This is a genomic window from Nocardioides asiaticus (genome assembly GCF_040049175.1).
Taxonomy (GTDB): domain Bacteria; phylum Actinomycetota; class Actinomycetes; order Propionibacteriales; family Nocardioidaceae; genus Nocardioides; species Nocardioides cheoyonin.
Window position 1 is genome coordinate 323,909 of sequence record NZ_JBDZDM010000003.1, and the last position, 21,957, is coordinate 345,865.

Here is a 21,957-nt window from a genome sequence, read left to right on the forward strand (position 1 = left end):
CCGGTGGGACGTTCGGTGCATGTCCGTGACTCACATCCCGAGGCCGCGCCGGGTGCCGCGCGGTTACGAGCGGGCGCCGGCGCGGGCGCCGAAGAGGGTCCTCGGGGGCCAGTACGTCGCCGACCTGCCCGACCAGGAGGTCGTGGTCTTCCTCGTCGGCATGCGGATCAACCGCCTCCGCCGGGTCGGCTCCTGGTGGCCGGTCTTCCGCGCCATGCGGCCGATGATCATCGAGGCGATGCGCACCAACGCGGGACTGCTCCACGCACAGCCCCTGGTCGGCGGCCGGACCATCGTCGTGGTGCAGTACTGGCGCAGCGCCGAGGAACTCGGCCGCTACGCCCGCAACTCCGGGATGCTCCACGCGCCCGCGTGGGCGGAGTTCAACCGCGCGGCCGCCGGCACCGGCGACGTCGGCATCTTCCACGAGACCTACGTCGTGCCGCGGGAGAGCATCGAGAGCGTCTACGGCAACATGCCCGCCTTCGGCCTCGCCAGGGCGCTCGGCCTGCACGAGCGCGGCGCCGGCGAGCCAGTTGTGGACGCCAACCGCCGGATGGGCACAACGACCCCGGAGTACGCCGACGCGCCCTGAGGTGATGTCAGGTCCGCACGACCGCGTCCAGCTCCACCTCGACCACCCACCGCGGGTCCACGAGACCGGCGACGATCACGAGCGTGGAGGCCGGCCGGATCTCACCGAAGATCTCGCCGTGGACGGCGCCGACCGCCTCCGCGACCGTGGTGTCCGTGACGTACTGCCGGGTCCGGATCACGTCCTCCGGCCGGCCGCCGAGCTCCGCCAGCGCGGTGAGGGTGATCTCCCAGCAGCGCCGCGCCTGGGCAGCGGGATCGGGGTCGACTGCCCCGTCGGGCCAGACCGGGCCGGTGCCGCTGACCGCGACCAGGTGGCCGTCGCGGACCGCGCGGCTGAAGCCGATCGTCGCCTCGAACGGCGACCCCGAGCGGGCGTGGAACCGGCTCACCGCCACTCCTCCGCCAGCAGCGCGTAGGACAGCCCGTCGAGCCACCCGCGAGTGCGGTGGAGCGACTCCCTGACGGTGTGCTCCTCGCGGCGCATCCCCAGCCGCTCCATCAACCGCCAGGACGGCTCGTTGTCGGCGAAGCACTGGGCGTAGACCCGGCGCAGCCCGAGCGGCCCGAACGCGAGGTCGACGAGCTCCCGCACCGCTTCGGTGGCGAGGCCCTGGCCGGCGTAGGCCGGGTCGAGGCACCAGCCCAGCTCGGCCTGGGTGTTGCGGGCCAGCTCCGCGGCCTCCCGCTGCGCCCAGGCGTCCTCGACCCGGAGCATGAGGTCCCCGATCACGCGGCCTTCGAGCTCGATCACGAGCAGCGTGGCGAGGCGCTGCGGGCGGAGGAACTCCTCGCGATAGACGTAGGGGTCCGTGGTCGCCGCCGACAGCCACTCGTGGACCTCGGGCAGGCGTCGGAAGCGCCAGGTGGCCTCGAGATCCTCGGCGGTGGCTCGCCGCAGCGACAGCCGGTCGGTACGCACCGGCCAGTGGACCGCGTCGAGCGGGTCGGGGCGCTCCTCGGTCGGGGGAACGCTCGCGGTCTGGGTCATGGGGCCATCGTCGCAGCCGGCGCCGACATCGCGCCCTCGAGCTCCGGCGGCAGGTCGTCGCGATGGCGTACGACGAGCGTGCTGACCGCCCGGGTGAGGCAGACGTAGAGCCGGCGGAGCCCGGTGTCGCGGTCCGGCTCGCCGGTGACGATCCCGGCCGGGTCGTCGAGCACGACGTGGTCGAACTCCAGGCCCTTGGCGAGCGATGCCGGCACGAGGTCGAGGTGGACGTCGAACTCGGTCGCGAGCGAGGCAGCGCTCTCGGGATCGCCTCGCCCGTCCGGGGCCTCCTCGCCGACCACCGCATAGCTGAGCCCGGCGGCCTCCAGCTCGCGCCGCGCGGTGGCGAGGCCGGCGTCGGGGACGATCAGCCCCACCGATCCGACCCGGCCGACGACGTCGGCGAGCACCGCTCCGAGCGGGTCGGTGGTGCGGGTCAGCTCGCCCCGGGCCCGGCGTACGGCCACCGGCGGCTCGAGGTCGGGAGCGATCCGTGGAAGCAGCCGGGCGGCGTACGAGATGACGTCGGCGGGCACGCGGAAGCCGCGGGTGAGCTGCTCGACGTGGCCGTCGGGCTTGCCGAGGTGGGCGAGCGCGTCGGCCCACGAGCGCGACGCCCACGGCGTGGTCGCCTGGGCGAGGTCGCCGAGCACCGTCAGCGACCCGGTCGCCGAGCGCCGCCCCAGGGCGCGCAGCATCATCGCCGAGAGGTCCTGCGCCTCGTCGGCGACGATGTGGGCGACCGACGGCGTCCGGTCGAGCAGGTCGGCGATCTCGTCCAGGAGAACGAGGTCGGCGAGCGTCCAGCGGGCGGTGCCGGCCGACCGCGGCGGCGTGGCCCAGAGCAGCAGGGACTGCTCCTCCTCGGTGAGTACGCCGGCGGCCGACTCGGCCAGGAGGGCCGGCTCCGACAGCAGCCGGAAGAGCAGCTTCGCGGGCGTGACCTCGGGCCAGAGCCGGGCGGCGTAATCCTTCACGGGCTTCGCCCTCGCCACCGCGTCGTGCACGCGGTCGTCCGGCGACTCGCCCGCGCGCTCCATCTGGACGAGCACGCGGTGAGCGAGCGCGCGCGGGAGGAGCGCCCGGCCGGCGGCGTACCGCAGGTCGTTGGCCCGCAGGCTTCCGACCACGTCGCGCGCCTCGTACGCCGAGACCCGCCACCGACGGGACCCCCGCGGCACGACCAGCGCCTCCTCGACCGAGCCGAGCTGCGACCAGACCGCCCGGCGCAGCACCTCCGCCATCCGCGCGTCGCCCTTGAGGGTCGCCACGTCGGCCGGCTCGGCCGCCCGGACCGTGCCGCGCTCGGCGACCAGCTCCTCGATGGTCGCCTGCTTCGCGTCGATCTCGCCGAGCGCGGGCAGCACGTCGCGGATGTAGCGCAGGAAGCTCGCGTTCGGCCCGACCACGAGCACCCCGCGCCGGGTGAGCTGGTCGCGGTGCGCGTAGAGGAGGTACGCCGCCCGGTGCAGCCCGACCGCCGTCTTGCCGGTCCCCGGAGCGCCCTGCACGACGATCGTGCGGGCGAGGTCGGCGCGGACGATGACGTCCTGCTCCGGCTGGATCGTGGCGACGATGTCGCGCATCGGGCCGACGCGCGGGCGCTCGATCTCCGCCTCGAGGATCGCCGAGTGCTCCGCCTCGTGCCCGCCGGCCAGGTCCTCGTCCTCGAACCCGGTCAGCGACCCGTGGGCGAAGCCGTAGCGCCGCCGTCGCGCGATCCCCATCGGCTCGGTGCGGGTGGCGCGGTAGAACGGCACGCTCACCGGCGCCCGCCAGTCGACGACCATCGGCTCGCCGTCGGGGTCGGAGACGTGCCGGCGACCGAGGTGGAACGACTCGGCGGCGGTGTCGGTCCGCCCGAAGAAGAGGGGGACGTCGGGGTCGTCGGCGAGCTGCCTCATCCGCTCCGCCAGCGTCCACTCCAGGACCTCCGCGGAGACCCAGTTGCCCGCGTGCCGGCCGTCGAGCGCGGCGACTCGGGCGCGCATGCGCGCGAGGTTGGCCCGTGAGGCCTCGAGGTAGGCCTGCTCCCGCTGGAGCTCGGTCTCTCCGCTGGTCATCGCGCGCACTCCCGGGATCGTCGTGTGGCAAACCGCAGCACCCTACGCGACCCGGGTCTCGGCGTACGAGCGGATTATGCGGGTGCGGATTGTCGGTAGGAGTCCCTAGCGTTGCGTCCGTGACCCTCGACGTGATGATCTCGGCGCACGGCCTCCGCAAGTCCTTCGGCGACTTCGAGGCGGTGCGGGGCATCGACGTGGAGGTCCGCAAGGGCGTCGCCTTCGGCTTCCTCGGGCCGAACGGCGCCGGCAAGTCCTCGACGATGCGGATGATCTGCTGCGTCTCGCCGGCGACCGGCGGAGAGCTGCGGATCCTCGGTCTCGACCCGGCGACCCAGGGTCCCGAGATCCGCGCCCGGATCGGGGTCTGCCCGCAGGAGGACACCCTCGACACCGAGCTCAACGTCAGGGAGAACCTCTACGTCTACGGGCGCTACTTCGGGCTCCCACGCAGGGTCGTCCGCGAGCGGATCGACGAGCTGCTCGACTTCGTGCAGCTCACCGAGAAGGCCGAGGCGAAGGTCGAGGACCTCTCCGGCGGCATGAAGCGGCGGCTCACCATCGCCCGCAGCCTGGTCAACCGGCCCGAGCTGCTGGTCCTCGACGAGCCGACCACCGGCCTCGACCCGCAGGCCCGCCACGTCATCTGGGACCGGCTCTTCCGGCTCAAGCAGCAGGGCGTGACGCTGCTCCTCACGACGCACTACATGGACGAGGCCGAGCAGCTGTGCGACGAGCTCGTGGTGATGGACCACGGCCTGATCGTGGCCCGCGGTGCGCCGCTCGACCTGATCACCGAGCACTCCTCCCGCGAGGTGGCCGAGCTGCGCTTCGGCGTCGGTGAGCACGACGCGCTCGCCTCGAAGGTCGAGGACCTCGCCGAGCGGGTCGAGGTGCTGCCCGACCGGCTGCTGCTCTACAGCGACGACGGCGAGGCGGTCCTCGAGGCCGTCCACAACCGGGGTCTGCGGCCGGTGGCGTCGCTCGTGCGCCGCTCGACCCTGGAGGACGTCTTCCTCCGCCTGACCGGACGGACCCTGGTGGACTGATGGCGACCGTCGACGTGCCCGACGTCAGCATGCGTACGCCGCCGGCGCCCGCCACGCCGCTGGGCGGCGCGCTGAGGCTGCTGGACTACTGGCTGATCGCCTACAAGCGCACCTGGAAGGGCAGCGTCATCACGTCCTTCGTGACGCCGTTCCTCTACATCCTCGCGATGGGCGTGCTGCTCGGCGGCTTCGTGACCAGCGACCCGTCGCGGCTCGACGGCGCGACGTCCTACCTCGCCTACGTGGCGCCCGGCATGGTCGCGACCCAGGCGATGACGACCGTCTTCGGCGAGGTCACCTACCCCGTGATGGGGATGGTGAAGTGGCAGAAGATCTACTTCTCGATGCACGCCACGCCCCTGGGGGTCAAGGACATCATCGTCGCCCACCTGGCGTTCGTGATGTTCCGCGTCCTCACCACCTGCGCGGTGTTCATCGCGATCCTGGCGCCGTTCGGGGTCTTCGAGTCGGTGTGGGGCACGCTGGTGGCGGTGCTCGTGCAGCTGCTGCTCGGGCTGGCGTTCGCCACGCCCATCTACGCCTTCGCGTGCGGGCTGGAGGACGAGTCGTCGTTCTCGCTGATCTTCCGGCTCGGGATGATCCCGCTGACCCTCTTCTCCGGCACCTTCTTCCCGATCAGCAACCTCGGGTCCGTCATGGAGGCGATCGCCAAGGTGACGCCGCTCTGGCAGGGCGTCGACCTCACCCGGATGCTGGTGCTCGGCCGGGTCGACGGCAGCTGGGCGGTTGCCCACGTCGCCTACCTCGCCGTCCTGGCGGCGCTCGGCTGGTGGTGGGCCGTGCGCCGGCTCGACCGAAGGCTGGTGCAGTGATGAGCGTCGTCACCGCCGCCGTCGGCGCTCCCGACGCAGCCCGCCGCCTCGGAGCGGGCGAGGCCACCTCGCTGCTGCTCTACCGCAACCTACTGGCCTACCGGCGCGCGTGGTACGTCTTCGTGTCCGGCTTCCTCGAGCCGGTCTTCTACCTGTTCTCGATCGGCATCGGCGTCGGCAAGCTGGTGCACGGCTTCGAGTTCAACGGCGCCGAGATCGGCTACCGCGACTTCGTGGCCCCGGGGATGGTCGCCGCGTCGGCGATGAACGGTGCGGTCATGGACGCGACGTTCAACTTCTTCTTCAAGCTCAAGTACAACAAGCTCTTCGACCAGATGCTCGCGACGCCGCTGACGACGCTCGACATCGCCCGCGGCGAGCTGGCCTGGTCGCTCTCCCGGGGTGGGATCTACTCGGCCGCGTTCGTGGTGATCATGCTCTGCATGGGGCTCGTCGGCTCCTGGTGGGCGCTGCTCGTCGTACCGGCCGCGCTGCTCATCGGGCTCGCCTTCGGCGCGATCGGGATGGCGCTGACGACCTGGATGCGGTCCTGGCAGGACTTCGAATACATCACGCTCGCGATCATGCCGATGTTCCTCTTCTCGGCGACCTTCTTCCCGATCACGGCCTTCCCCGAGTGGCTGCGCTGGATCGTCGAGTGCACGCCGCTCTACCGCGGGGTCGTGCTCTGCCGCGAGCTGACCACCGGCGCGCTCTCGTGGGGCTCGGCGGTCTCCGTCGTCTACCTCGTCGTCATGGGGCTGGTCGGCCTCGCCGTCGTACGCCGCCGGCTGGACAGGCTGCTGCTCACGTGAGCGACGACTCCTCGGAGCGGATCGAGCCGGACACCAAGGACTGGACCTGGGTGCTGGACCGACCCTGCCCGGAGTGCGGCTACGTCGCCGGCGAGGTGACGATGGACCGGCTCGCGCCGGCGATCCGCGACAACGCGACCGACTGGGAGGCGCACCTGGCTGCGCCCCACGTGCGGGACCGCCCACGGGCGGGAGTCTGGTCGACCCTCGAGTACGCCGCCCACGTCCGCGACGCCCACCGGCTCTTCGCCGAGCGGGTCCGGCTGATGCTCGCCGAGGACACTCCGACGTTCGCCAACTGGGACCAGGACGCCACGGCGGTCGCCGAGCGCTACCGCCTCCAGGATCCGGAGACCGTCGCCGCCGAGCTCCTCGACGCCGCCGACGAGGCGGCCGACGTCTACGAGTCGGTGCCGCCGGGAGCGTGGGGGCGGCGCGGGCTGCGCTCCGACGGCAGCGAGTTCACGGTGGAGAGCATCGGGCGCTACCACCTCCATGACGCCGTCCACCATCTCTGGGACGTCCGCTCGGCCGGGAGGGCCGCGACGGTGGCGGCCTACGACGGGGCAGCGGCCGACTACGCCGCCGGCACCACCGAGATCGGGGAGTCGCTCCGCTCGGTCATGGACCGCTTCCTCGCCCTGGTCGGTCCCGGCTGCCACGTCCTCGAGATCGGCAGCGGCGGCGGCCGCGACGCGCTCGCGCTCGAGGCCGGGAGAGCGCGGGTGCGGCGTACCGACATCACGCCGGCGTTCGCCGAGCTCCTCCGCGGCAGCGGCCACGAGGCTGACGTCCTCGACCCGCTCGTCGACGACCTGCGCGACCCTGCGGAGCCGGACCGGCCCTACGACGCGGTCTGGGCCAGCGCGTGCCTGCTCCACGTCGCCCGCGAGGACCTCCCGGCCGTCCTGCGCCGCCTCGCCGAGGTGACGCGTCGCGGGGGAGTGCTGCACGTCTCGCTCAAGGAGGGCGACGGCGAGGCCTGGTCCACCCATGGGCGGGTGGCGGCTCCGCGGCTGTTCGTGTACTGGCGTGAGGAGCCTCTCCGGGCCGCCCTCGGGCAGGCGGGCTGGAAGGTCGTCGAGGTGGGCCACGCCGACGGACTGCGCGGCGAGGTGTGGCTCGACGTCCTGGCCCGTCGCGCCTAGGCCAGCGGCAGCCGGCACCACGCACCGGTCATGGGCGGGCCCAGGACGCAGCCGTGGACGGAGAGCGTCTCGGCGAGGAGCCGGTCGGCGAGCGTCTCCGGGTCGAGCTGGGCGCGGGTGGCGAGGCCGAACCGCTCCATGAGCGGAAGGGCGGAGGAGTAGACGTTGGCCCACGCCCAGGCGGGTGCGCCGGGGCCGCCCTCGGCGTACTGCTCGACCACCAGGTGCGGCGCCGGGAGCCCCGCGGCACGGAACGTGGTGAAGAGGTCGGGGCCGAGCCGGGTGGCGACGCCGGCCTTCTGTAGTGCCTCGACGAACCAGTGGTGCACCTGGGTCCACAGCGGCGTGGGCGGACCGCCGGCCGGCAGGTACTCGAGGTCGCCCTCGTGGAGGCAGATCAGCCCACCCGGGCGGATCCGCCGGGCGGCACGGCGCAGCGCGTCGGCGGGGTCGGGGAGATACATCAGCACGAGCCGGCCGACCACCGCGTCGACCTCGCCGTCGAGCCCGTCGAGCGTCGAGACGTCGCCGACGCGGTACTCGACGTTGGGCTGCTCGGTAGCGGCCGTGGCGAGCTCGACCGCGGCCGGGTCGGCGTCGATTCCCATCACCCGGCCGTCTCGGCCCACCCGGTCGGCGGCGAGCCGCGTGACGTTGCCTGCGCCGCTGCCGAGGTCCAGCACCTGCATGCCCGGAGCCAGCCCGGCTTGTGCGAAGAGCCTGTCGGTGAGCGGGTCGAAGAGGCTGCCCTGCGCGATGAGACGCCGGTGCTCGTTGGACCGGTCGGCGAACGGATAGGTGGTCATGGTCGCCCTCCCCAGCGATGGCCCCGGCGACGCGGCGCCGGACGGCGTACGCCCCGGGGTAGTCGAAGGACGCTACGCCGGTTTACCTCCGGGCACCTCGCCCAGGTGGGGGCCGCGTCACGGGTCGTGTGATACCCAGGACGGGTGAGACACACCGAGTTCTGGTCGCGGATGGAGGACGCCCTGGGCGCGGGCTACTACCGCGTCTGGGCGGACCAGTTCGTCATCGCCGAGCTCGGTGGGCGTACGGCGTCGGAGGCGCTCGCGGCCGGTGTTCCTCCGAAGGAGGTCTGGGCGGCGGTCTGGCGCGTGCTCGGGCTGCCCCCGCGCGAGCGCTGACCCGTCCTATCCGCCGGGGGAACGACTCCGGCGGATCCGCGACACGCCCGCGACAATGGGGTGCATCGAACATCTGTTCGGGCTAGATTGTGTCCACAGGTGGCGCGCTGGTCGACGTGATCCACAGGCACTCGGCGAGGACTGTCGGTGGCCCCGTCTAGCGTCCAGCCTTGATGACGAGAACACGAGGACAAGCGACGCAGAAGCGGGGCAAGCAGACTCCGCAGGGAAGGAACATCATGGCTGGTGGTGACCGCGAGAAGGCGCTCGACGCCGCGCTCGCCAACATCGAGCGGCAGTTCGGCAAGGGCTCGGTCATGCGACTGGGCGACGACTCCCGCGCCCCCCTCGAGGTGATCCCCACCGGGTCGATCGCCCTCGATGTGGCGCTCGGCCTGGGCGGCCTGCCACGGGGCCGGGTCGTGGAGATCTACGGCCCCGAGTCCTCCGGTAAGACGACGGTCGCGCTGCACGCCGTGGCCAGCGCCCAGCGGGCCGGCGGGATCGTGGCCTTCATCGACGCCGAGCACGCCCTCGACCCGGACTACGCCAAGGCGCTCGGCGTCGACACCGACGCTCTCCTGGTCAGCCAGCCCGACTCGGGCGAGCAGGCGCTCGAGATCGCCGACATGCTGATCCGCTCCGGTGCCCTCGACCTCATCGTCATCGACTCCGTCGCGGCCCTCGTGCCGCGCGCCGAGATCGAGGGTGAGATGGGCGACAGCCACGTCGGCCTCCAGGCCCGGCTGATGAGCCAGGCGCTGCGGAAGATGACCGGCGCGCTCAACAGCGCCGGCACGACCGCGATCTTCATCAACCAGCTGCGCGAGAAGATCGGCGTCATGTTCGGTTCGCCGGAGACCACCACCGGTGGCCGGGCGCTGAAGTTCTACGCCTCGGTCCGCCTCGACGTGCGGCGCATCGAGACGCTCAAGGACGGCTCCGACATGGTCGGCAACCGCACCCGCGTCAAGGTCGTGAAGAACAAGGTGGCCCCACCGTTCAAGCAGGCCGAGTTCGACATCATGTACGGCCAGGGCATCAGCCGTGAGGGCGGCCTCATCGATGTCGGCGTCGAGGCGGGGCTGATCCGCAAGGCCGGTGCCTGGTTCACCTACGAGGGCGACCAGCTCGGCCAGGGCAAGGAGAACGCCCGCAACTTCCTGCGGGACAACCCCGACCTCGCCAACGAGCTGGAGAAGAAGATCCTCGAGAAGCTCGGCGTCGGTCCCACCGTCGACCAGCCGGTCGACGGCGCTCCGGCCGACCCGATCGGTGTCGATGACTTCTGATCCCCTCGACGAGCTCGGGACGGCGCTCGACAGGCCCGATCCGGCGGATCTCGTCGATCCGCCGGATCTCTCGCCACCCGACTGGCTCGGAGACGTCTCGGACGGAGTGGACGCGTGGACCCGCCGCGCGTCCACCGCGCCCGACGGGCCCGACGGGCCCGAGCGTCCCACCAGCGAGGACCCTGAGCCCGACCACGAGGCCGTCGCCCGCAAGATCCTGCTCGACCAGCTGACCGGCCAGGCCCGCAGCCGCAAGGTGCTGGCCGAGAAGCTGGCCAAGCGCAACGTCCCCGACGAGATCGCCACCCGGCTGCTCGACCGGTTCGAGGAGGTCGGACTCGTCGACGACGCCGCCTTCGCCCGCAGCTGGATCGCCAGTCGGCAGCCCGGCAAGGGCCTGGCCCGGCGCGCGTTGGCCCAGGAGCTGCGACGCAAGGGCGTCGACGACGAGATCGCCCGCGAGGCGCTCGACGAGGTCGACCCCGACGACGAGCGGGCAGCGGGGCGCTCGCTGGTCCGCAAGAAGCTGCGGTCCATGTCCCGGCTCGACGAGCAGACGAAGGTCCGTCGCCTCGTCGGGATGCTGGCTCGCAAGGGCTACGGCCCCGGCGTCGCCTTCGCGATCGTGCGTGACGAGCTCGGCGCAGACGAGCTCGGCGACGGGATGCCAGAATCTGACGCGTGACGCCTGAGCCCGACGCAGAGACGCCCGACGCCGCCACCCCTGCCCGGGAGGTGCTGACCTACGAGATGTTCGGCCTCGCCGTGCGCGAGCTCGCACAGCAGGTGGTCGACAGCGGCTACGAGCCCGACCTGGTCCTGTCCATCGCCAGGGGCGGCCTCGGGCTGGGGATGGGGCTCGGCTATGCCCTCGACGTCAAGAACCTCTCGGCCGTGAACGTCGAGTTCTACACCGGCGTCGACCAGCGGCTCGAGGTCCCCATCATGCTGCCGCCGACCCCGGCGGCCGTGGATCTCAACGGCCTCCGGGTGCTCATCGCGGACGACGTCGCCGACACCGGCAGGACGCTGGAGATCGTGCAGCAATTCTGCGAGGGCCACGTGGCCGAGGCCAGGACAGCCGTCATCTACGAGAAGCCTCGTTCCGTCATCCGGCCCGACTTCGTCTGGCGCCGCACCGAGCAGTGGATCGACTTCCCCTGGTCCGCGCAGCCACCGCTCGTCGACCGCCACGGCGGGATGGCGCACTGACCCTCGGCCACGATGCCCACGCCGATCGTCGTACGCCATGCCGACCGCCGGCTCGCCGGCATCGCCGGGCCGGGTGAGCCGTGGGCGGCCGCGGCCGAGCGGATCGGCCTGGCGGCGGCGTACGCCCTTGACCTGTCCGGCGAGGTCAAGGAGTTCAGCCGAGATCCGATGCCGCTGGTCGCGCTGCGCCCGATGGTCCGTGGCGACCTGCCGCTGGTCACGCGCTGGCGGCAGGCCGACCACGTGCGTGAGTGGTTCGATCCCGCGGAGGAGCCCACCCTCGAGTCGGTGACGGCGCGCTACGGCCCGCGGATCGACGGCGACGAGCCGACGACGATGTGGGTCGGCGAGGCCAACGGCCGGTCGGTGGGGCTGGTGCAGGACTACCGGGTGGGCGACCACGAGGGGCTCGCGCAGGTGGCGCCGGTGGATCCCGACGCCGTGGGCGTCGACTACCTGATCGGGGAGCGGGCGTGGACCGGCCGGGGGATCGCGACCCGGATGCTGTGGGTGTGGCTCGGCACGGTGGTGGCGCGCTACCCGTCCGCGCCGGTCGCGTTCGCTGCGCCGGACCATCGCAACGGTGCGTCGCTGCGCCTCCTCACGAAGCTGGGCTTCGAGGAGGGCGCCTGGTTCGACGAGCCGCAGCGCGACGGCAGCGTCGCCACCCTGGTGGCCTGCACCCTCGACCTCAACCGGGTGGTCGGGCGGGTCGTCGGCGGGTCGACGCCTCGGTAGGGTTCGCCGCATGAGCCTCCTCGACCATCTGCGGGTGCCCAAGGGGCCGGTGGACCTCTCGGCGTACGCCACCGACAGCACGCCCGGCGTCAAGGGGGACAAGGACGAGGGCGAGGAGAGGCTCGCCGACCTCGGGCCGTCGCTGCTGGAGCTGCAGACCAAGCTCTTCGCCGTCGGCAAGTCGGGTGAGCAGCGGCAGCTGCTGCTGGTGCTCCAGGGGATGGACACCTCCGGCAAGGGCGGCGTGCTCAAGCACACCGTCGGCCTCGTGGACCCCGTCGGCGTACGCATCACCTCGTTCAAGGCGCCCACCGAGGCGGAGCTCGCCCACGACTTCCTGTGGCGCATCGAGAGGGCCGTGCCGGGCGCCGGGGAGGTCGGCGTCTTCGACCGCTCGCACTACGAGGACGTCCTGATCCAGCGCGTGCGGCAGTTCGCGCCGCCGGAGGAGATCGAGCGCCGCTACGGCGCGATCAACGACTTCGAGAGGCGCCTGACGGACGAGGGCACCGTCGTGCTCAAGTGCATGCTCCACATCTCGCCCGAGGAGCAGAAGCAGCGCCTCCTGGCGCGGCTCGAGGACCCGACGAAGTACTGGAAGTACAACCCCGGCGACGTGGACGAGCGGCAGCTCTGGGCGGACTACACCACGGCGTACGAGATCGCCATCGAGCGCACCAACACCGACCACGCCCCCTGGCACATCGTGCCGAGCGACAAGAAGTGGTACCGCAACCTCGCGGTCGGGAGGCTCCTTCACGAGACGCTCGAGTCGATGGACCTCGACTGGCCGGACGCCGACTTCGACATCGCGGCGGAGAAGAAGCGGCTGGCCGAGGACACCATCAGGTGACCGCGCCACCGGCGGACCGCGGCCTGCCGCAGGTCCGGGTCACCCGCTACGTCACTCCTCTCCGCGAGGGCGGGAGCCTCCCCGGGATCGTCGAGGCGGAGGACCTCGGCACCTACGTCTGCAAGTTCCGAGGTGCCGGGCAGGGCCTGCGCGTGCTCGTCGCCGAGGTGATCGTGGCGGGCCTGTGCAGGGCGCTGGAGATCGCGACCCCCGATCAGGTCGTCCTCGACCTCGACCCGGCGATCGCGCGCTACGAGGCCGACGAGGAGGTGCAGGACCTGCTGAACGCCAGCGCCGGTCTCAACCTCGGGATCGACTTCCTCGCGGGTGCGTTCGGCTTCGACGGGGCGTACGACCCCGACCCCGACCTTGCCGGCCGGATCCTCTGGCTCGACGCCCTCATCGCCAACGTCGACCGCAGCTGGCGCAACCCCAACCTGCTGGTCTGGAACGGCGTGCTCTACGCGATCGACCACGGTGCCTCGCTCTACTTCCACCACTCCTGGCCGGGCGGTGCGGGCAGCCCGGAGCGGTTCGCGACGCAGCCCTACGACGTCTCCGAGCACGTCATGAGGGCGTACGCCGACCGCGCGCTCGCCCAGGACGAGGGACTCGGCGCGCGGCTGACCGACGACGTCCTGCGACAGGTCGTCGCTGACGTACCCGACCCGTGGCTGGAGCCCGTCCCGGGCGCGGAGGACGCGGTCGCACTGCGGCGGCGCTACGTCGAGTTCCTGCGCGCCCGCCTCGGCGGCGGCCGGGCGTGGCTGCCGTCGGCCCAGGCGGTCGGGGGCATGTGATGCACGCCTACCAGTACGTCGTCCTCCGCTGCGTGCCCCGCACCGACCGCGAGGAGTTCGTCAACGTCGGCATCGCCCTCTACTGCCCCGAGGAGGAGTTCCTCGGCGCCGCCTGGCGCCTCGACGAGGAGCGGCTCACCGCCTTCGCCCCGGACCTGGACCTCCGCGGCGTCCGATCGGCGCTCGAGGCGGTCGACCTCCTGTGTGCCGGGCAACCGCGGGACGGCGCGGGCGTCGGCGTGCGCGCCACGGCGTACGGCGTCCGGGCGCTCAGCGACGACCAGAGCTCGCGCTTCGGCCTGATCAAGGCACCCAAGAGCACCGTCCTCCAGCCCGGGCCCGTCCACGGCGGCATGACCTCCGACGCACGGCACGAGCTGGAGGCCCTCCTGGAGCGCCTCGTCCCCTGAGGCCCCGACGGTCAGACGGGGACCATCTCGACGGCGCCGACGGCGTACCTCGCGAGGATGGTGCGGGCGACCTCGGCGTGGGCGCCGAGCGGCTCGGAGACGGCGACGGCACCGGCCTCGAGCGCGAGCTCCTTGGCCCGGTCGGGCAGGAAGCCCGGGGCGAGGAACAGCGACGCGACGGCGATGTGGCGGCGCCCCTCCTGCCGGAAGGCGCGGACGGCCTCGCCGGTGGCCGGCGGCGCGGCGGAGGCGTAGGCCGCCGTGACCGGCAGCTTGTGGTGGGCGCCCCAGATCCGGGCGAGCCGGGCGACGGACTGGTTGGCCAGCGGGTCGCTCGAGCCGGCGGCCGCGAGCACGAGCGCGTCGAGCTCGCGGACGCGGTTGGCCTTGAGCGCAGCGCGGAGCCGCTCGTCGAGGACCTGCAGGAAGCGGGCCTCGAGTCCGAGGATCGAGGTGGTCTGGATCTTGAGCCCGGGGTGGCGCTCCATCGCGGCGGCGACGGCCGAGGGCACGTCGACCTTGGCGTGGTACGCGTCGGTGAGCAGGAGGGGTACGACGACGACCTCGTCGTGGCCGGCCTTCACGAGCTTGTCGATCACGGTGTCGAACGACGGCTTCGACAGCTCGAGGAAGGAGGCCTCGATGCGGAGGTCGGGACGCTGCGCGCGGACCTCGGCGACGAGGGCGTTGACGGTGGCGGCCGACCGGGGGTCACGGCTGCCGTGGGCCAGTGCGACCAGGGCAGGAGCGGCCATCAGTGGATCTTCCCTTCGGTGGTGCTGGTGGAGCAGGTGGTCTGGAGAGGCGGTGCGGTCACGCGTGGATCCCGCACTCGGTCTTGTTCGTGCCGGCCCAGCGGCCGCTGCGCGGGTCCTCGCCGGCCGCGACACGTCGGGTGCAGGGCGCGCATCCGATCGACGGATAGCCGTCGTAGACGAGCGGGTTCACGAGCACGCCGTTGTCGGCGATGTAGCGCTCGACCTGCTCGTCGGACCATCGGGCGATGGGCGAGACCTTGACCTTGCCCTTCTTGGCGTCCCAGCCGATGACCGGCGCGATGACCCGGTTGTGGGTCTCGGCGCGGCGCAGGCCGGTGGCCCAGGCGTCGTACCCCTCGAGGGCCTCGGCGAGCGGCTGGACCTTGCGGAGCTTGCAGCACAGGTCCGGGTCGGTGCGGTAGAGGTCCTTGCCGTAGGTCGCGTCCTGCTCGGCGACCGACTGCACCGGGGTGATGTTGATCAGGTTGACGTCCATCGTCGCCGCGACGGCGTCCCGGGTGCCGATGGTCTCGACGAAGTGGTAGCCGGTGTCGAGGAAGACGACGTCGATGCCCGGGACCACCTTCGAGGCGAGGTGCGCGAGCACGGCGTCCCCCATCGAGGAGGTCACGCAGAAGCGCTTGCCGAACGTCGCTGCGGCCCACTCGATGATCGTCTCGGCGGGGGCGAGCTCGAGCTCGGCACCCCAGTGGGACACCAGCTCGCGGAGCTCCTCCGGCGTACGACCCTCGGTGTGGGCGCCACGGAAGCTGCGGGCGGCCGTGGTCGCGGGTGCGGCGGTCATCGGGCGACCCCCTCTCCGGTCGGCTGGGACGGGCGGATGAGCCCGAGGGACTTCAGCGAGAAGGCCCGCAGGCAGGCCCGGCACTCCCAGGCGCCGTGGGTCTCGCCGTGCGGCCAGAGGTCCTCCTCGCCGCAGAACGGGCAGTGGAACGGCACGATCCGCTCGGACATCAGACCGCCCCCGCCAGGACGCGCTCGCCGCGGAGGAGCTCCTCGTCGGCCCGGGTGACCCAGGTCGTGAAGGACTCGCCGTCGGCGCGGTCGGCCAGGTAGTTCGTGACGACGGCGGTGACGTAGTCGTCGAGACCGGCGCTGGTCACCTTGTGGGCGCGCAGCTTGCGGCCGAAGCTGGCCTGGAGCCCGGTCGCGCCGCCGAGGTGCACCTGGAACCCCTCGACCTGCTGGCCGTTCTCGTCCATGACCAGCTGGCCCTTGAGGCCGATGTCGGCGACCTGGGTGCGGGCGCAGGCGTTGGGGCAGCCGTTGACGTTGACGGTGATGGTGGCGTCGAGGTCGGGGAAGCGCCGCTCGAGCTCGGCGACGAGGTCGCGCGCACGGTTCTTGGTGTCGACGATCGCCAGCTTGCAGAACTCGATGCCGGTGCAGGCCATGGTGTTCTGCCGCCAGTTGGACGGGCGGGCCGACAGGCCGATGGCCTCGAGATCGGCGACGAGCGGGGCGACAACCTCGGGCTCCACGCCGATCAGCACGATCTTCTGGTACGGCGTCAGCCGGGCCCCCGCGACGGCGTACTTCTCCATGGTGTCGGCGAGCGCGACCAGCATGGTGCCGGAGACCCGGCCCGCGACCGGCGCCAGGCCGACGTACTTGCGGCCGTCCTTCTGGTCGTGGACGCCGACGTGGTCGCGGTGGCCGAGCGGGGACTCGGGGGAGGGGCAGTCGACGAGCGGACGGCCGAGGTACTCGTTCTCCAGGACCTCGCGGAACTTCTCGACGCCCCAGTCGGCGACCAGGAACTTCAGCCGGGCGCGCGAGCGGAGCCGGCGGTAGCCGTAGTCGCGGAAGATCGACGCGACGCCCGCCCAGACGTCGGGGACCTCGTCGAGCGGGATCCAGACGCCGAGCCTGCGGGCGAGCATCGGGTTGGTGGAGAGCCCGCCGCCGACCCAGAGGTCGAAGCCCGGGCCGTGGACCGGGTGGGTCGTGCCGACGAAGGAGACGTCGTTGGTCTCGGGGGAGACGTCGTGCGAGGGGTGGCCCGTCACGGCGGTCTTGAACTTGCGGGGGAGGTTCGAGAAGGCCGGGTCACCGATGTAGCGGCGCTTGATCTCCTCGAGCGCGGGTGTGCCGTCGATGATCTCGTCGGCCGCGACGCCGGCAACCGGCGAGCCGAGGAACGGACGCGGGCTGTCGCCGCACGCCTCGGTGGTGTCGAGGCCGCCGGCCTCGAGCCGCTCCCAGACGGCGGGAACGTCCTCGATCCGGATCCAGTGGTACTGGATGTTCTCCCGGTCGGTGACGTCGGCGGTGTCGCGGGCGTAGTCACGGCCCACCTCGCCGAGCGCGCGCACCGTGGCTGGCGGGAGCAGCGCGCCGTCGGAGCGGACGCGCATCATGAAGAAGCGGTCGTCGAGCTCCTCCTCCTCGAGCACCGCGGTCTTGCCGCCGTCGATCCCGGGCTTGCGCTGGGTGTAGAGGCCCATCCAGCGGAAGCGGCCACGCAGGTCGCTGGGGTCGATCGAGTCGAACCCGCGACGGGAGTAGATGGTGAGGATCCGGTCACGGACGTTGAGCGGGTCGTCGTCCTTCTTGGACATCTCGTTCTTGTTGAGCGGCTCGGTGTAGCCGAGCGCCCACTGTCCCTCGCCCTTCTTGGGCCTCGGGACCTCGGTGTGCTGGGGCGGCTTCGCCTGGTAGCGCAGATCGGACATCGGTGTCAGAGTTCCTTGTGGTCAAGGGACACACGGTGGCACCAGAGGACAAGGCCTGCTCGCGAACCGTGCGCCCGGGATGATCTGTGGATGGGGGCGGCGGGCCGAGCTCGACGCGGTGACGCGGGGCTCGGCGATCAGCGGGGCCAACAGATCATGCTGCGCATGCGGCAGAAGTCCACGTGGCGGCGTACCACGAGGTGCTTGTGCGTTGCAGCGCTGACCATGTCAAGCAGTCTCAGGGTTCGGACGGCCTGTCCGCAAATCATGATCTCGGATAACGAGACGCGTGTCCAGAATATGGGCATCGCGGCGGTCCTGCGCCTGGAACGGCGACCTCAGGCACGCGGTGGTGACGCAGAGTTAACGCGTCTCGGATTCCGTGACGATGCCGCCCGCTGACTACGCTTGGCGCCCATGAGCGACCTCTCCTCCCTGACGAGTTCCGCCTACCAGCAGGCCCTGGAGGTGATCGCCTCGGTGGAGCCACGGATCGCGGAGGCCACCAGGCAGGAGCTGGTCGACCAGCGCGCGAGCCTCAAGCTCATCGCGTCGGAGAACTACGCGAGCCCCGCCGTGCTGATGACGATGGGCACCTGGTTCAGCGACAAGTACGCCGAGGGGACGGTCGGACACCGGTTCTACGCCGGCTGCCAGAACGTCGACACCGTCGAGGCGCTCGCGGCCGAGCACGCGCGCGAGCTGTTCGGCGCGCCGTACGCCTACGTCCAGCCGCACTCGGGGATCGACGCCAACCTGGTCGCCTTCTGGTCGATCCTCGCCCACCGGGTCGAGGGGCCCTGGCTGGAGAAGTTCGGCGCCAAGAACGTCAACGACCTCTCCGAGGCCGACTGGGAGTCGCTGCGGGCCGAGCTCGGCAACCAGCGGCTGCTGGGCATGGCGCTCGACGCCGGCGGCCACCTCACCCACGGCTTCCGGCCCAACATCAGCGGCAAGATGTTCCACCAGCAGCAGTACGGCACCGACCCGGAGACCGGCCTGCTCGACTACGACGCCGTCCGCGCGAAGGCCAAGGAGTTCAAGCCGCTCGTCATCGTCGCCGGCTACTCGGCCTACCCCCGCCGGGTGAACTTCGCGAAGATGCGGGAGATCGCCGACGAGGTCGGCGCCACCCTCATGGTCGACATGGCCCACTTCGCCGGACTCGTGGCGGGCAAGGTGTTCACCGGCGACGAGGACCCGGTCCCGCACGCCCACCTCACGACGACCACGACGCACAAGTCGCTGCGCGGCCCGCGCGGCGGCATGGTGCTTGCGACGGAGGAGTACGCCCCGTCCGTCGACCGCGGCTGCCCGATGGTCCTGGGCGGCCCGCTCTCGCATGTCATGGCCGCGAAGGCGGTGGCGCTGGCCGAGGCCCGCCAGCCCGGCTTCCGCACGTACGCGCAGAGCATCGCCGACAACGCCAAGTCGCTCGCCGAGGGCTTCCTGAAGCGTGGGGCGAAGCTCGTCACCGGCGGCACCGACAACCACATCGTGCTGCTCGACGTCAGCTCATTCGGGCTCACCGGTCGCCAGGCCGAGTCCGCACTGCTCGACTCCGGCGTCGTGACCAACCGCAACTCGGTCCCGGCCGACCCGAACGGCGCGTGGTACACCTCCGGCATCCGGCTCGGCACCCCGGCGCTCACGACCCGCGGCTTCGGCCACGACGAGTTCGACAAGGTCGCGGAGCTGATCGTCGACGTGCTGACCAACACCGAGCCGGGCACCACCAGCGCCGGGGCGCCGTCGAGGGCGACGTACGTCATCGCAGACGGCGTCGCCGACAAGACCAAGTCCGCCGCCGCCGAGCTGCTCGACAAGCACCCGCTCTACCCAGGTCTCGACCTCGCGTGAGCGACGCGACAACCGTGCATTCGTGCCGTTGTGACGGCCCCGGGCCGGCCTGAGGGCGTCACTCTCGGGCAATTGTGGGGAAGTGACGCCGCAGGGGCAGCTACGCGCTCAGTTTGCGCCACACCGACACGTGCTTGTCGCTGTCGGCGGTGAACTCGCTGCGGCCCCAGTCGGCGTACCTCGCCTCGAGCCGCATCCCCGCGAGCCGCGCCATCAGGTCGAGCTCGGAGGGCCAGACGTAGCGGTAGTTGTGGGGTGAGTAGCGGAACCGCCCGTCCGCCTCGCGGGTGAGGTGGTGCGACACGGCCTGCTGGCTCACCAGGTCGTACGTGTCGAACCCGACGTGCTCCTCGGAGACGTCGAACGGCGCCGCGGTCTGGCCGGGCGGCAGCCGCCGCAGCGAGGGCACGCCGACCTCGACGACGAACCGCCCACCCGGCGCGAGGTGGCGGGCGGCATTGGCGAAGCAGGCGACCTGCTCGTCCTGGGTGCGCAGGTTGCCGATGGTGTTGTAGACGAGGTAGGCGAGCGCGAAGCCGCCGCACCCGGGCGCCTCGGCGGTGGCCATGTCGCCGACCACGACGGGGAGCGTGGCCTCGTCGACCTTGCGGCGGAGCACCGCGACCATCGGCGCGGAGAGCTCGATGCCCGCGACGGGGACGCCCCGCTCACGCAGGGGTACGCCGACGCGGCCGGTGCCGATGGCGAGCTCGAGCGCCGGGCCGCTGCCGGCCAGGCCGGCGAGGAGGTCGACCACGGGCGCGACCGCCTCCGCGCTGTTCATCGGGTCGGTGGGGTCGTCGTAGCGCTCGGCTTGGTCCTCGGTCCACAGGTCGCTGCTGGTCACGGTGGGCCAGCCTGCTGGGGGCGGCCGCCGGGGTCGAGCGAATTACGGCGGGAGTCGGCGGGCATCAGAGCACCGGCGTGGTGCGCTCCACGATCGCGCGCAGGTCGCCGCCGTCGAGCATGCCGTAGGTGCCGTCGTGACCGGTCCCGAGCCGGGAGGCGCAGAAGACGTCGGCGACCTCGGCCGGGGCGAACCGGACGAGCAGCGCGCCCTGGAGCACCGCCGCCATCCGGCCGGCCAGCCGCCTGGCCGACCCCTCCAGCTGGTCGGGCGAGCCCATCAGCGTGCCGAGGAGCTCGAGGGTGGTGTCGATCGCGCGGTCCAGCCGGGGGTCGCCGCCGCGGGCCAGCCCGACCTCGGTGATCCACGCGTCGAGCGCCTCCGGCTCGCGGCCGAGGGCGCGCAGGACGTCGAGCGCGTTGACGTTGCCCGAGCCCTCCCAGACCGAGTTGAGCGGCGCCTCGCGGTACAGGAGCGGCAGGCCCGACTCCTCGACGTAGCCGTTGCCGCCGAGGCACTCCAGCGCCTCGGCCACCATCCCGGGCGTGCGCTTGCACACCCAGAACTTCGCCAGCGGCAGCGCCAGCCGCCGGAAAGCCGCCTCGGCCGGGTCGTCGGCGTGGTCGACGGCGGCGGCGAGCCGGATCGCGAGCGCGGTCGCCGCCTCGGACTCGACGGCGAGGTCGGCGACGACGTTCTGCATCAGCGGCTTGTCGGCGAGCAGCCCGCCGAAGGCGGAGCGGTGCGCGACGTGCCAGGACGCCTCGGCGACCGCCTTCCGCATCAGCGACGTGGAGCCGAGGACGCAGTCGAGCCGGGTGGCGGCCACCATCTCGATGATGGTGCGCACACCGCGGCCCTCCTCGCCGAGCCGGTGGACCAGGGTGCCGTCGAACTCCAGCTCCGAGGACGCGTTGGACCGGTTGCCGAGCTTGTCCTTGAGGCGTACGACGTCGAGCCGGTTGCGCGACCCGTCGGGAAGGACCCGCGGCAGGACGAAGCAGGTGAGGCCATGGGGCGCCTGCGCGAGGACGAGGAAGACGTCGTTCATCGGGGCCGAGGTGAACCACTTGTGGCCGTGCAGGGTGTACTCCCCGTCGACCGACGTCGGCCTCGCCACGGTGACGTTGGCGCGGACGTCGGACCCGCCCTGCTTCTCGGTCATCCCCATGCCGGCGAGCGCGCCGAGCTTCTCCGTCGCGGGCAGGCTGCGCGGGTCGTAGGACAGCGACGCCAGCAGCGGGGTCCACTCCTTGGCGAGGGTGTCGTCGGCCCGCAGGGCGGGCACGGAGGCGTACGTCATGGAGATGGGGCAGCCGTGACCGGGCTCGGTCTGTGACCACGCGACGAAGCCGGCCGCGCGGCGTACGTGGGCGTGCTCGGTCGTCCCGGAGGTCTCCTGCTCCCACGGCGCGGCGGCGAGGCCGTGGCCGACGGCGCGCTCCATCAGCCAGTGCCACGACGGGTGGAAGTCGACCCGGTCCACCCGGCTGCCGTAGCGGTCGTAGTTGACCAGCGTCGGCTCGTGCTGGTTGGCGAGCAGGCCGTGCTCGCGGGCCTCCGCGCTGCCGGCCTCGCGTCCCACTGGCGTGAGCGAGTCCAGCACGTCGTCGGAGGCGTGCCGGCGTACGGCCTCGGCCAGGGCCAGGTCGGAGGTCACGACGTCGTGGCCGACGAGCGGGGGAGCCTGGTTGAGGGCGGCCCGGAGAGCCGCCCGGTCGTCGGCACGGGGCGAGGCGGAGGTGTCGGCTGGTGTGTCGGGAGCCATGTCCAGAGACGATAGACCGGCTCGCGCTAGATTGCCTGCGTGCCCGAGGAGAGCAGCGAGTCCGCGTTCGGAGCGCGCACCGGCC

24 protein-coding genes are annotated in these 21,957 nt (G+C 72.0%); 14 read left to right on the forward strand and 10 right to left on the reverse strand.

Annotation, left to right across the window (positions count from 1 at the left end; translation table 11 throughout):
* Nucleotides 1-19: 19 nt before the first annotated feature.
* Complete coding sequence (locus ABLE53_RS12095) at nucleotides 20-595, forward strand: DUF4188 domain-containing protein (RefSeq protein WP_348859191.1); 576 nt, start codon at nucleotides 20-22, stop codon at nucleotides 593-595.
* Nucleotides 596-602: 7 nt separating this feature from the next.
* Here the strand turns inward: ABLE53_RS12095 and ABLE53_RS12100 are convergent, their stop codons facing one another.
* The 3 genes from ABLE53_RS12100 to ABLE53_RS12110 are packed head-to-tail and all read right to left on the reverse strand — an operon-like array spanning nucleotide 603 to nucleotide 3,648.
* Complete coding sequence (locus ABLE53_RS12100) at nucleotides 603-986, reverse strand: RidA family protein (protein WP_348859192.1); 384 nt, start codon at nucleotides 984-986, stop codon at nucleotides 603-605.
* Nucleotides 983-1,585: a GNAT family N-acetyltransferase gene (locus tag ABLE53_RS12105; protein ID WP_348859194.1), complete on the reverse strand. Its 603-nt coding sequence runs from the start codon at nucleotides 1,583-1,585 to the stop codon at nucleotides 983-985. The genes ABLE53_RS12100 and ABLE53_RS12105 overlap by 4 nt, the downstream gene beginning before the upstream one ends.
* Nucleotides 1,582-3,648, reverse strand: coding sequence for a HelD family protein (locus tag ABLE53_RS12110; RefSeq protein WP_348859196.1), 2,067 nt, complete (start codon nucleotides 3,646-3,648; stop codon nucleotides 1,582-1,584). The genes ABLE53_RS12105 and ABLE53_RS12110 overlap by 4 nt, the downstream gene beginning before the upstream one ends.
* A 119-nt stretch (nucleotides 3,649-3,767) precedes the next feature.
* On the opposite strand from ABLE53_RS12110, the gene ABLE53_RS12115 reads away from it, so the two are divergent.
* The 4 genes from ABLE53_RS12115 to ABLE53_RS12130 are packed head-to-tail and all read left to right on the forward strand — an operon-like array spanning nucleotide 3,768 to nucleotide 7,493.
* The gene (locus ABLE53_RS12115) at nucleotides 3,768-4,697 is read left to right on the forward strand and encodes an ABC transporter ATP-binding protein (RefSeq protein ID WP_425474868.1); all 930 of its coding nucleotides are present in this window, start codon (nucleotides 3,768-3,770) and stop codon (nucleotides 4,695-4,697) included.
* Nucleotides 4,697-5,530 (forward strand): ABC transporter permease, encoded by an 834-nt coding sequence (locus ABLE53_RS12120; protein ID WP_348859198.1) that lies wholly within the window; start codon nucleotides 4,697-4,699, stop codon nucleotides 5,528-5,530. Before ABLE53_RS12115 ends, ABLE53_RS12120 begins: the two co-directional genes overlap by 1 nt.
* Nucleotides 5,530-6,345 carry an ABC transporter permease gene (locus tag ABLE53_RS12125; protein ID WP_348859199.1) on the forward strand — a complete coding sequence of 272 codons (816 nt, stop codon included), beginning with the start codon at nucleotides 5,530-5,532 and terminating at the stop codon, nucleotides 6,343-6,345. Before ABLE53_RS12120 ends, ABLE53_RS12125 begins: the two co-directional genes overlap by 1 nt.
* Entirely contained in the window at nucleotides 6,342-7,493 is a 1,152-nt protein-coding gene (locus ABLE53_RS12130; protein ID WP_348859200.1) for a methyltransferase domain-containing protein, read from the forward strand. The genes ABLE53_RS12125 and ABLE53_RS12130 overlap by 4 nt, the downstream gene beginning before the upstream one ends.
* Here the strand turns inward: ABLE53_RS12130 and ABLE53_RS12135 are convergent.
* Nucleotides 7,490-8,299 (reverse strand): class I SAM-dependent methyltransferase, encoded by an 810-nt coding sequence (locus ABLE53_RS12135; protein ID WP_348859201.1) that lies wholly within the window; start codon nucleotides 8,297-8,299, stop codon nucleotides 7,490-7,492. The genes ABLE53_RS12130 and ABLE53_RS12135 overlap by 4 nt on opposite strands.
* Nucleotides 8,300-8,443: 144 nt before the next feature.
* Between ABLE53_RS12135 and ABLE53_RS12140 the strand changes: the two genes are divergently transcribed.
* From ABLE53_RS12140 to ABLE53_RS12175, 8 genes are all read left to right on the forward strand, one after another.
* Entirely contained in the window at nucleotides 8,444-8,638 is a 195-nt protein-coding gene (locus tag ABLE53_RS12140) for a DUF3046 domain-containing protein (RefSeq protein WP_348859202.1), read from the forward strand.
* 239 nt (nucleotides 8,639-8,877) lie between these two features.
* Nucleotides 8,878-9,930, forward strand: coding sequence for a recombinase RecA (gene recA / locus ABLE53_RS12145; RefSeq protein WP_348859203.1), 1,053 nt, complete (start codon nucleotides 8,878-8,880; stop codon nucleotides 9,928-9,930).
* The gene (locus tag ABLE53_RS12150; protein WP_348859204.1) at nucleotides 9,920-10,615 is read left to right on the forward strand and encodes a regulatory protein RecX; all 696 of its coding nucleotides are present in this window, start codon (nucleotides 9,920-9,922) and stop codon (nucleotides 10,613-10,615) included. The genes recA and ABLE53_RS12150 overlap by 11 nt, the downstream gene beginning before the upstream one ends.
* Nucleotides 10,612-11,142 (forward strand): phosphoribosyltransferase, encoded by a 531-nt coding sequence (locus tag ABLE53_RS12155; protein WP_425474869.1) that lies wholly within the window; start codon nucleotides 10,612-10,614, stop codon nucleotides 11,140-11,142. Before ABLE53_RS12150 ends, ABLE53_RS12155 begins: the two co-directional genes overlap by 4 nt.
* A gap of 12 nt (nucleotides 11,143-11,154) precedes the next feature.
* The gene (locus ABLE53_RS12160) at nucleotides 11,155-11,880 is read left to right on the forward strand and encodes a GNAT family N-acetyltransferase (protein WP_348859205.1); all 726 of its coding nucleotides are present in this window, start codon (nucleotides 11,155-11,157) and stop codon (nucleotides 11,878-11,880) included.
* 10 nt (nucleotides 11,881-11,890) lie between these two features.
* The gene (locus ABLE53_RS12165) at nucleotides 11,891-12,733 is read left to right on the forward strand and encodes a polyphosphate kinase 2 family protein (RefSeq protein WP_348859206.1); all 843 of its coding nucleotides are present in this window, start codon (nucleotides 11,891-11,893) and stop codon (nucleotides 12,731-12,733) included.
* Nucleotides 12,730-13,533, forward strand: a complete 804-nt coding sequence (locus ABLE53_RS12170; RefSeq protein WP_348859207.1) for a HipA family kinase — start codon at nucleotides 12,730-12,732, stop codon at nucleotides 13,531-13,533. Before ABLE53_RS12165 ends, ABLE53_RS12170 begins: the two co-directional genes overlap by 4 nt.
* The gene (locus tag ABLE53_RS12175; protein WP_348859208.1) at nucleotides 13,533-13,943 is read left to right on the forward strand and encodes a DUF3037 domain-containing protein; all 411 of its coding nucleotides are present in this window, start codon (nucleotides 13,533-13,535) and stop codon (nucleotides 13,941-13,943) included. The genes ABLE53_RS12170 and ABLE53_RS12175 overlap by 1 nt, the downstream gene beginning before the upstream one ends.
* Before the next feature lie 11 nt (nucleotides 13,944-13,954).
* Here ABLE53_RS12175 and ABLE53_RS12180 read toward each other — a convergent pair whose 3' ends face one another.
* From ABLE53_RS12180 to ABLE53_RS12195, 4 genes are read right to left on the reverse strand one after another with little or no spacing between them, the layout of a single operon-like run.
* Nucleotides 13,955-14,698, reverse strand: a complete 744-nt coding sequence (locus ABLE53_RS12180; protein ID WP_348859209.1) for a sirohydrochlorin chelatase — start codon at nucleotides 14,696-14,698, stop codon at nucleotides 13,955-13,957.
* Nucleotides 14,699-14,756: 58 nt separating this feature from the next.
* Nucleotides 14,757-15,506: a phosphoadenylyl-sulfate reductase gene (locus tag ABLE53_RS12185; protein ID WP_348859210.1), complete on the reverse strand. Its 750-nt coding sequence runs from the start codon at nucleotides 15,504-15,506 to the stop codon at nucleotides 14,757-14,759.
* A complete protein-coding gene (locus tag ABLE53_RS12190) occupies nucleotides 15,503-15,676 on the reverse strand; it encodes a hypothetical protein (RefSeq protein ID WP_348859211.1) in 174 nt (57 codons plus the stop codon). The genes ABLE53_RS12185 and ABLE53_RS12190 overlap by 4 nt, the downstream gene beginning before the upstream one ends.
* Complete coding sequence (locus ABLE53_RS12195; protein ID WP_348859212.1) at nucleotides 15,676-17,397, reverse strand: nitrite/sulfite reductase; 1,722 nt, start codon at nucleotides 17,395-17,397, stop codon at nucleotides 15,676-15,678. Before ABLE53_RS12195 ends, ABLE53_RS12190 begins: the two co-directional genes overlap by 1 nt.
* Nucleotides 17,398-17,814: 417 nt before the next feature.
* Here ABLE53_RS12195 and ABLE53_RS12200 point away from each other — a divergent pair, with 417 nt between their 5' ends.
* Complete coding sequence (locus ABLE53_RS12200) at nucleotides 17,815-19,257, forward strand: glycine hydroxymethyltransferase (protein ID WP_348859213.1); 1,443 nt, start codon at nucleotides 17,815-17,817, stop codon at nucleotides 19,255-19,257.
* Between the two features lie 100 nt (nucleotides 19,258-19,357).
* On the opposite strand, the gene ABLE53_RS12205 is transcribed toward ABLE53_RS12200, so the two are convergent.
* On the reverse strand, nucleotides 19,358-20,104 hold the full coding sequence (locus ABLE53_RS12205) for a class I SAM-dependent DNA methyltransferase (protein WP_348859214.1): 747 nt from the start codon (nucleotides 20,102-20,104) through the stop codon (nucleotides 19,358-19,360).
* Nucleotides 20,105-20,168: 64 nt separating this feature from the next.
* On the reverse strand, nucleotides 20,169-21,872 hold the full coding sequence (locus ABLE53_RS12210) for an acyl-CoA dehydrogenase family protein (RefSeq protein ID WP_348859215.1): 1,704 nt from the start codon (nucleotides 21,870-21,872) through the stop codon (nucleotides 20,169-20,171).
* Between the last annotated feature and the right edge of the window lie 85 nt (nucleotides 21,873-21,957).

Bases quoted from the DNA above. Each gene is read 5' to 3' on its own strand.
- ABLE53_RS12095 (WP_348859191.1), top strand. From the start codon at position 20: ATGTCCGTGACTCACATCCCGAGGCCGCGCCGGGTGCCGCGCGGTTAC.
- ABLE53_RS12105 (WP_348859194.1), bottom strand. From the start codon at position 1,585: ATGACCCAGACCGCGAGCGTTCCCCCGACCGAGGAGCGCCCCGACCCG.
- ABLE53_RS12110 (WP_348859196.1), bottom strand. From the start codon at position 3,648: ATGACCAGCGGAGAGACCGAGCTCCAGCGGGAGCAGGCCTACCTCGAG.
- ABLE53_RS12120 (WP_348859198.1), top strand. From the start codon at position 4,697: ATGGCGACCGTCGACGTGCCCGACGTCAGCATGCGTACGCCGCCGGCG.
- ABLE53_RS12125 (WP_348859199.1), top strand. From the start codon at position 5,530: ATGAGCGTCGTCACCGCCGCCGTCGGCGCTCCCGACGCAGCCCGCCGC.
- ABLE53_RS12135 (WP_348859201.1), bottom strand. From the start codon at position 8,299: ATGACCACCTATCCGTTCGCCGACCGGTCCAACGAGCACCGGCGTCTC.
- recA (WP_348859203.1), top strand. From the start codon at position 8,878: ATGGCTGGTGGTGACCGCGAGAAGGCGCTCGACGCCGCGCTCGCCAAC.
- ABLE53_RS12150 (WP_348859204.1), top strand. From the start codon at position 9,920: ATGACTTCTGATCCCCTCGACGAGCTCGGGACGGCGCTCGACAGGCCC.
- ABLE53_RS12160 (WP_348859205.1), top strand. From the start codon at position 11,155: ATGCCCACGCCGATCGTCGTACGCCATGCCGACCGCCGGCTCGCCGGC.
- ABLE53_RS12165 (WP_348859206.1), top strand. From the start codon at position 11,891: ATGAGCCTCCTCGACCATCTGCGGGTGCCCAAGGGGCCGGTGGACCTC.
- ABLE53_RS12175 (WP_348859208.1), top strand. From the start codon at position 13,533: ATGCACGCCTACCAGTACGTCGTCCTCCGCTGCGTGCCCCGCACCGAC.
- ABLE53_RS12180 (WP_348859209.1), bottom strand. From the start codon at position 14,698: ATGGCCGCTCCTGCCCTGGTCGCACTGGCCCACGGCAGCCGTGACCCC.
- ABLE53_RS12185 (WP_348859210.1), bottom strand. From the start codon at position 15,506: ATGACCGCCGCACCCGCGACCACGGCCGCCCGCAGCTTCCGTGGCGCC.
- ABLE53_RS12190 (WP_348859211.1), bottom strand. From the start codon at position 15,676: ATGTCCGAGCGGATCGTGCCGTTCCACTGCCCGTTCTGCGGCGAGGAG.
- ABLE53_RS12195 (WP_348859212.1), bottom strand. From the start codon at position 17,397: ATGTCCGATCTGCGCTACCAGGCGAAGCCGCCCCAGCACACCGAGGTC.
- ABLE53_RS12200 (WP_348859213.1), top strand. From the start codon at position 17,815: ATGAGCGACCTCTCCTCCCTGACGAGTTCCGCCTACCAGCAGGCCCTG.
- ABLE53_RS12210 (WP_348859215.1), bottom strand. From the start codon at position 21,872: ATGGCTCCCGACACACCAGCCGACACCTCCGCCTCGCCCCGTGCCGAC.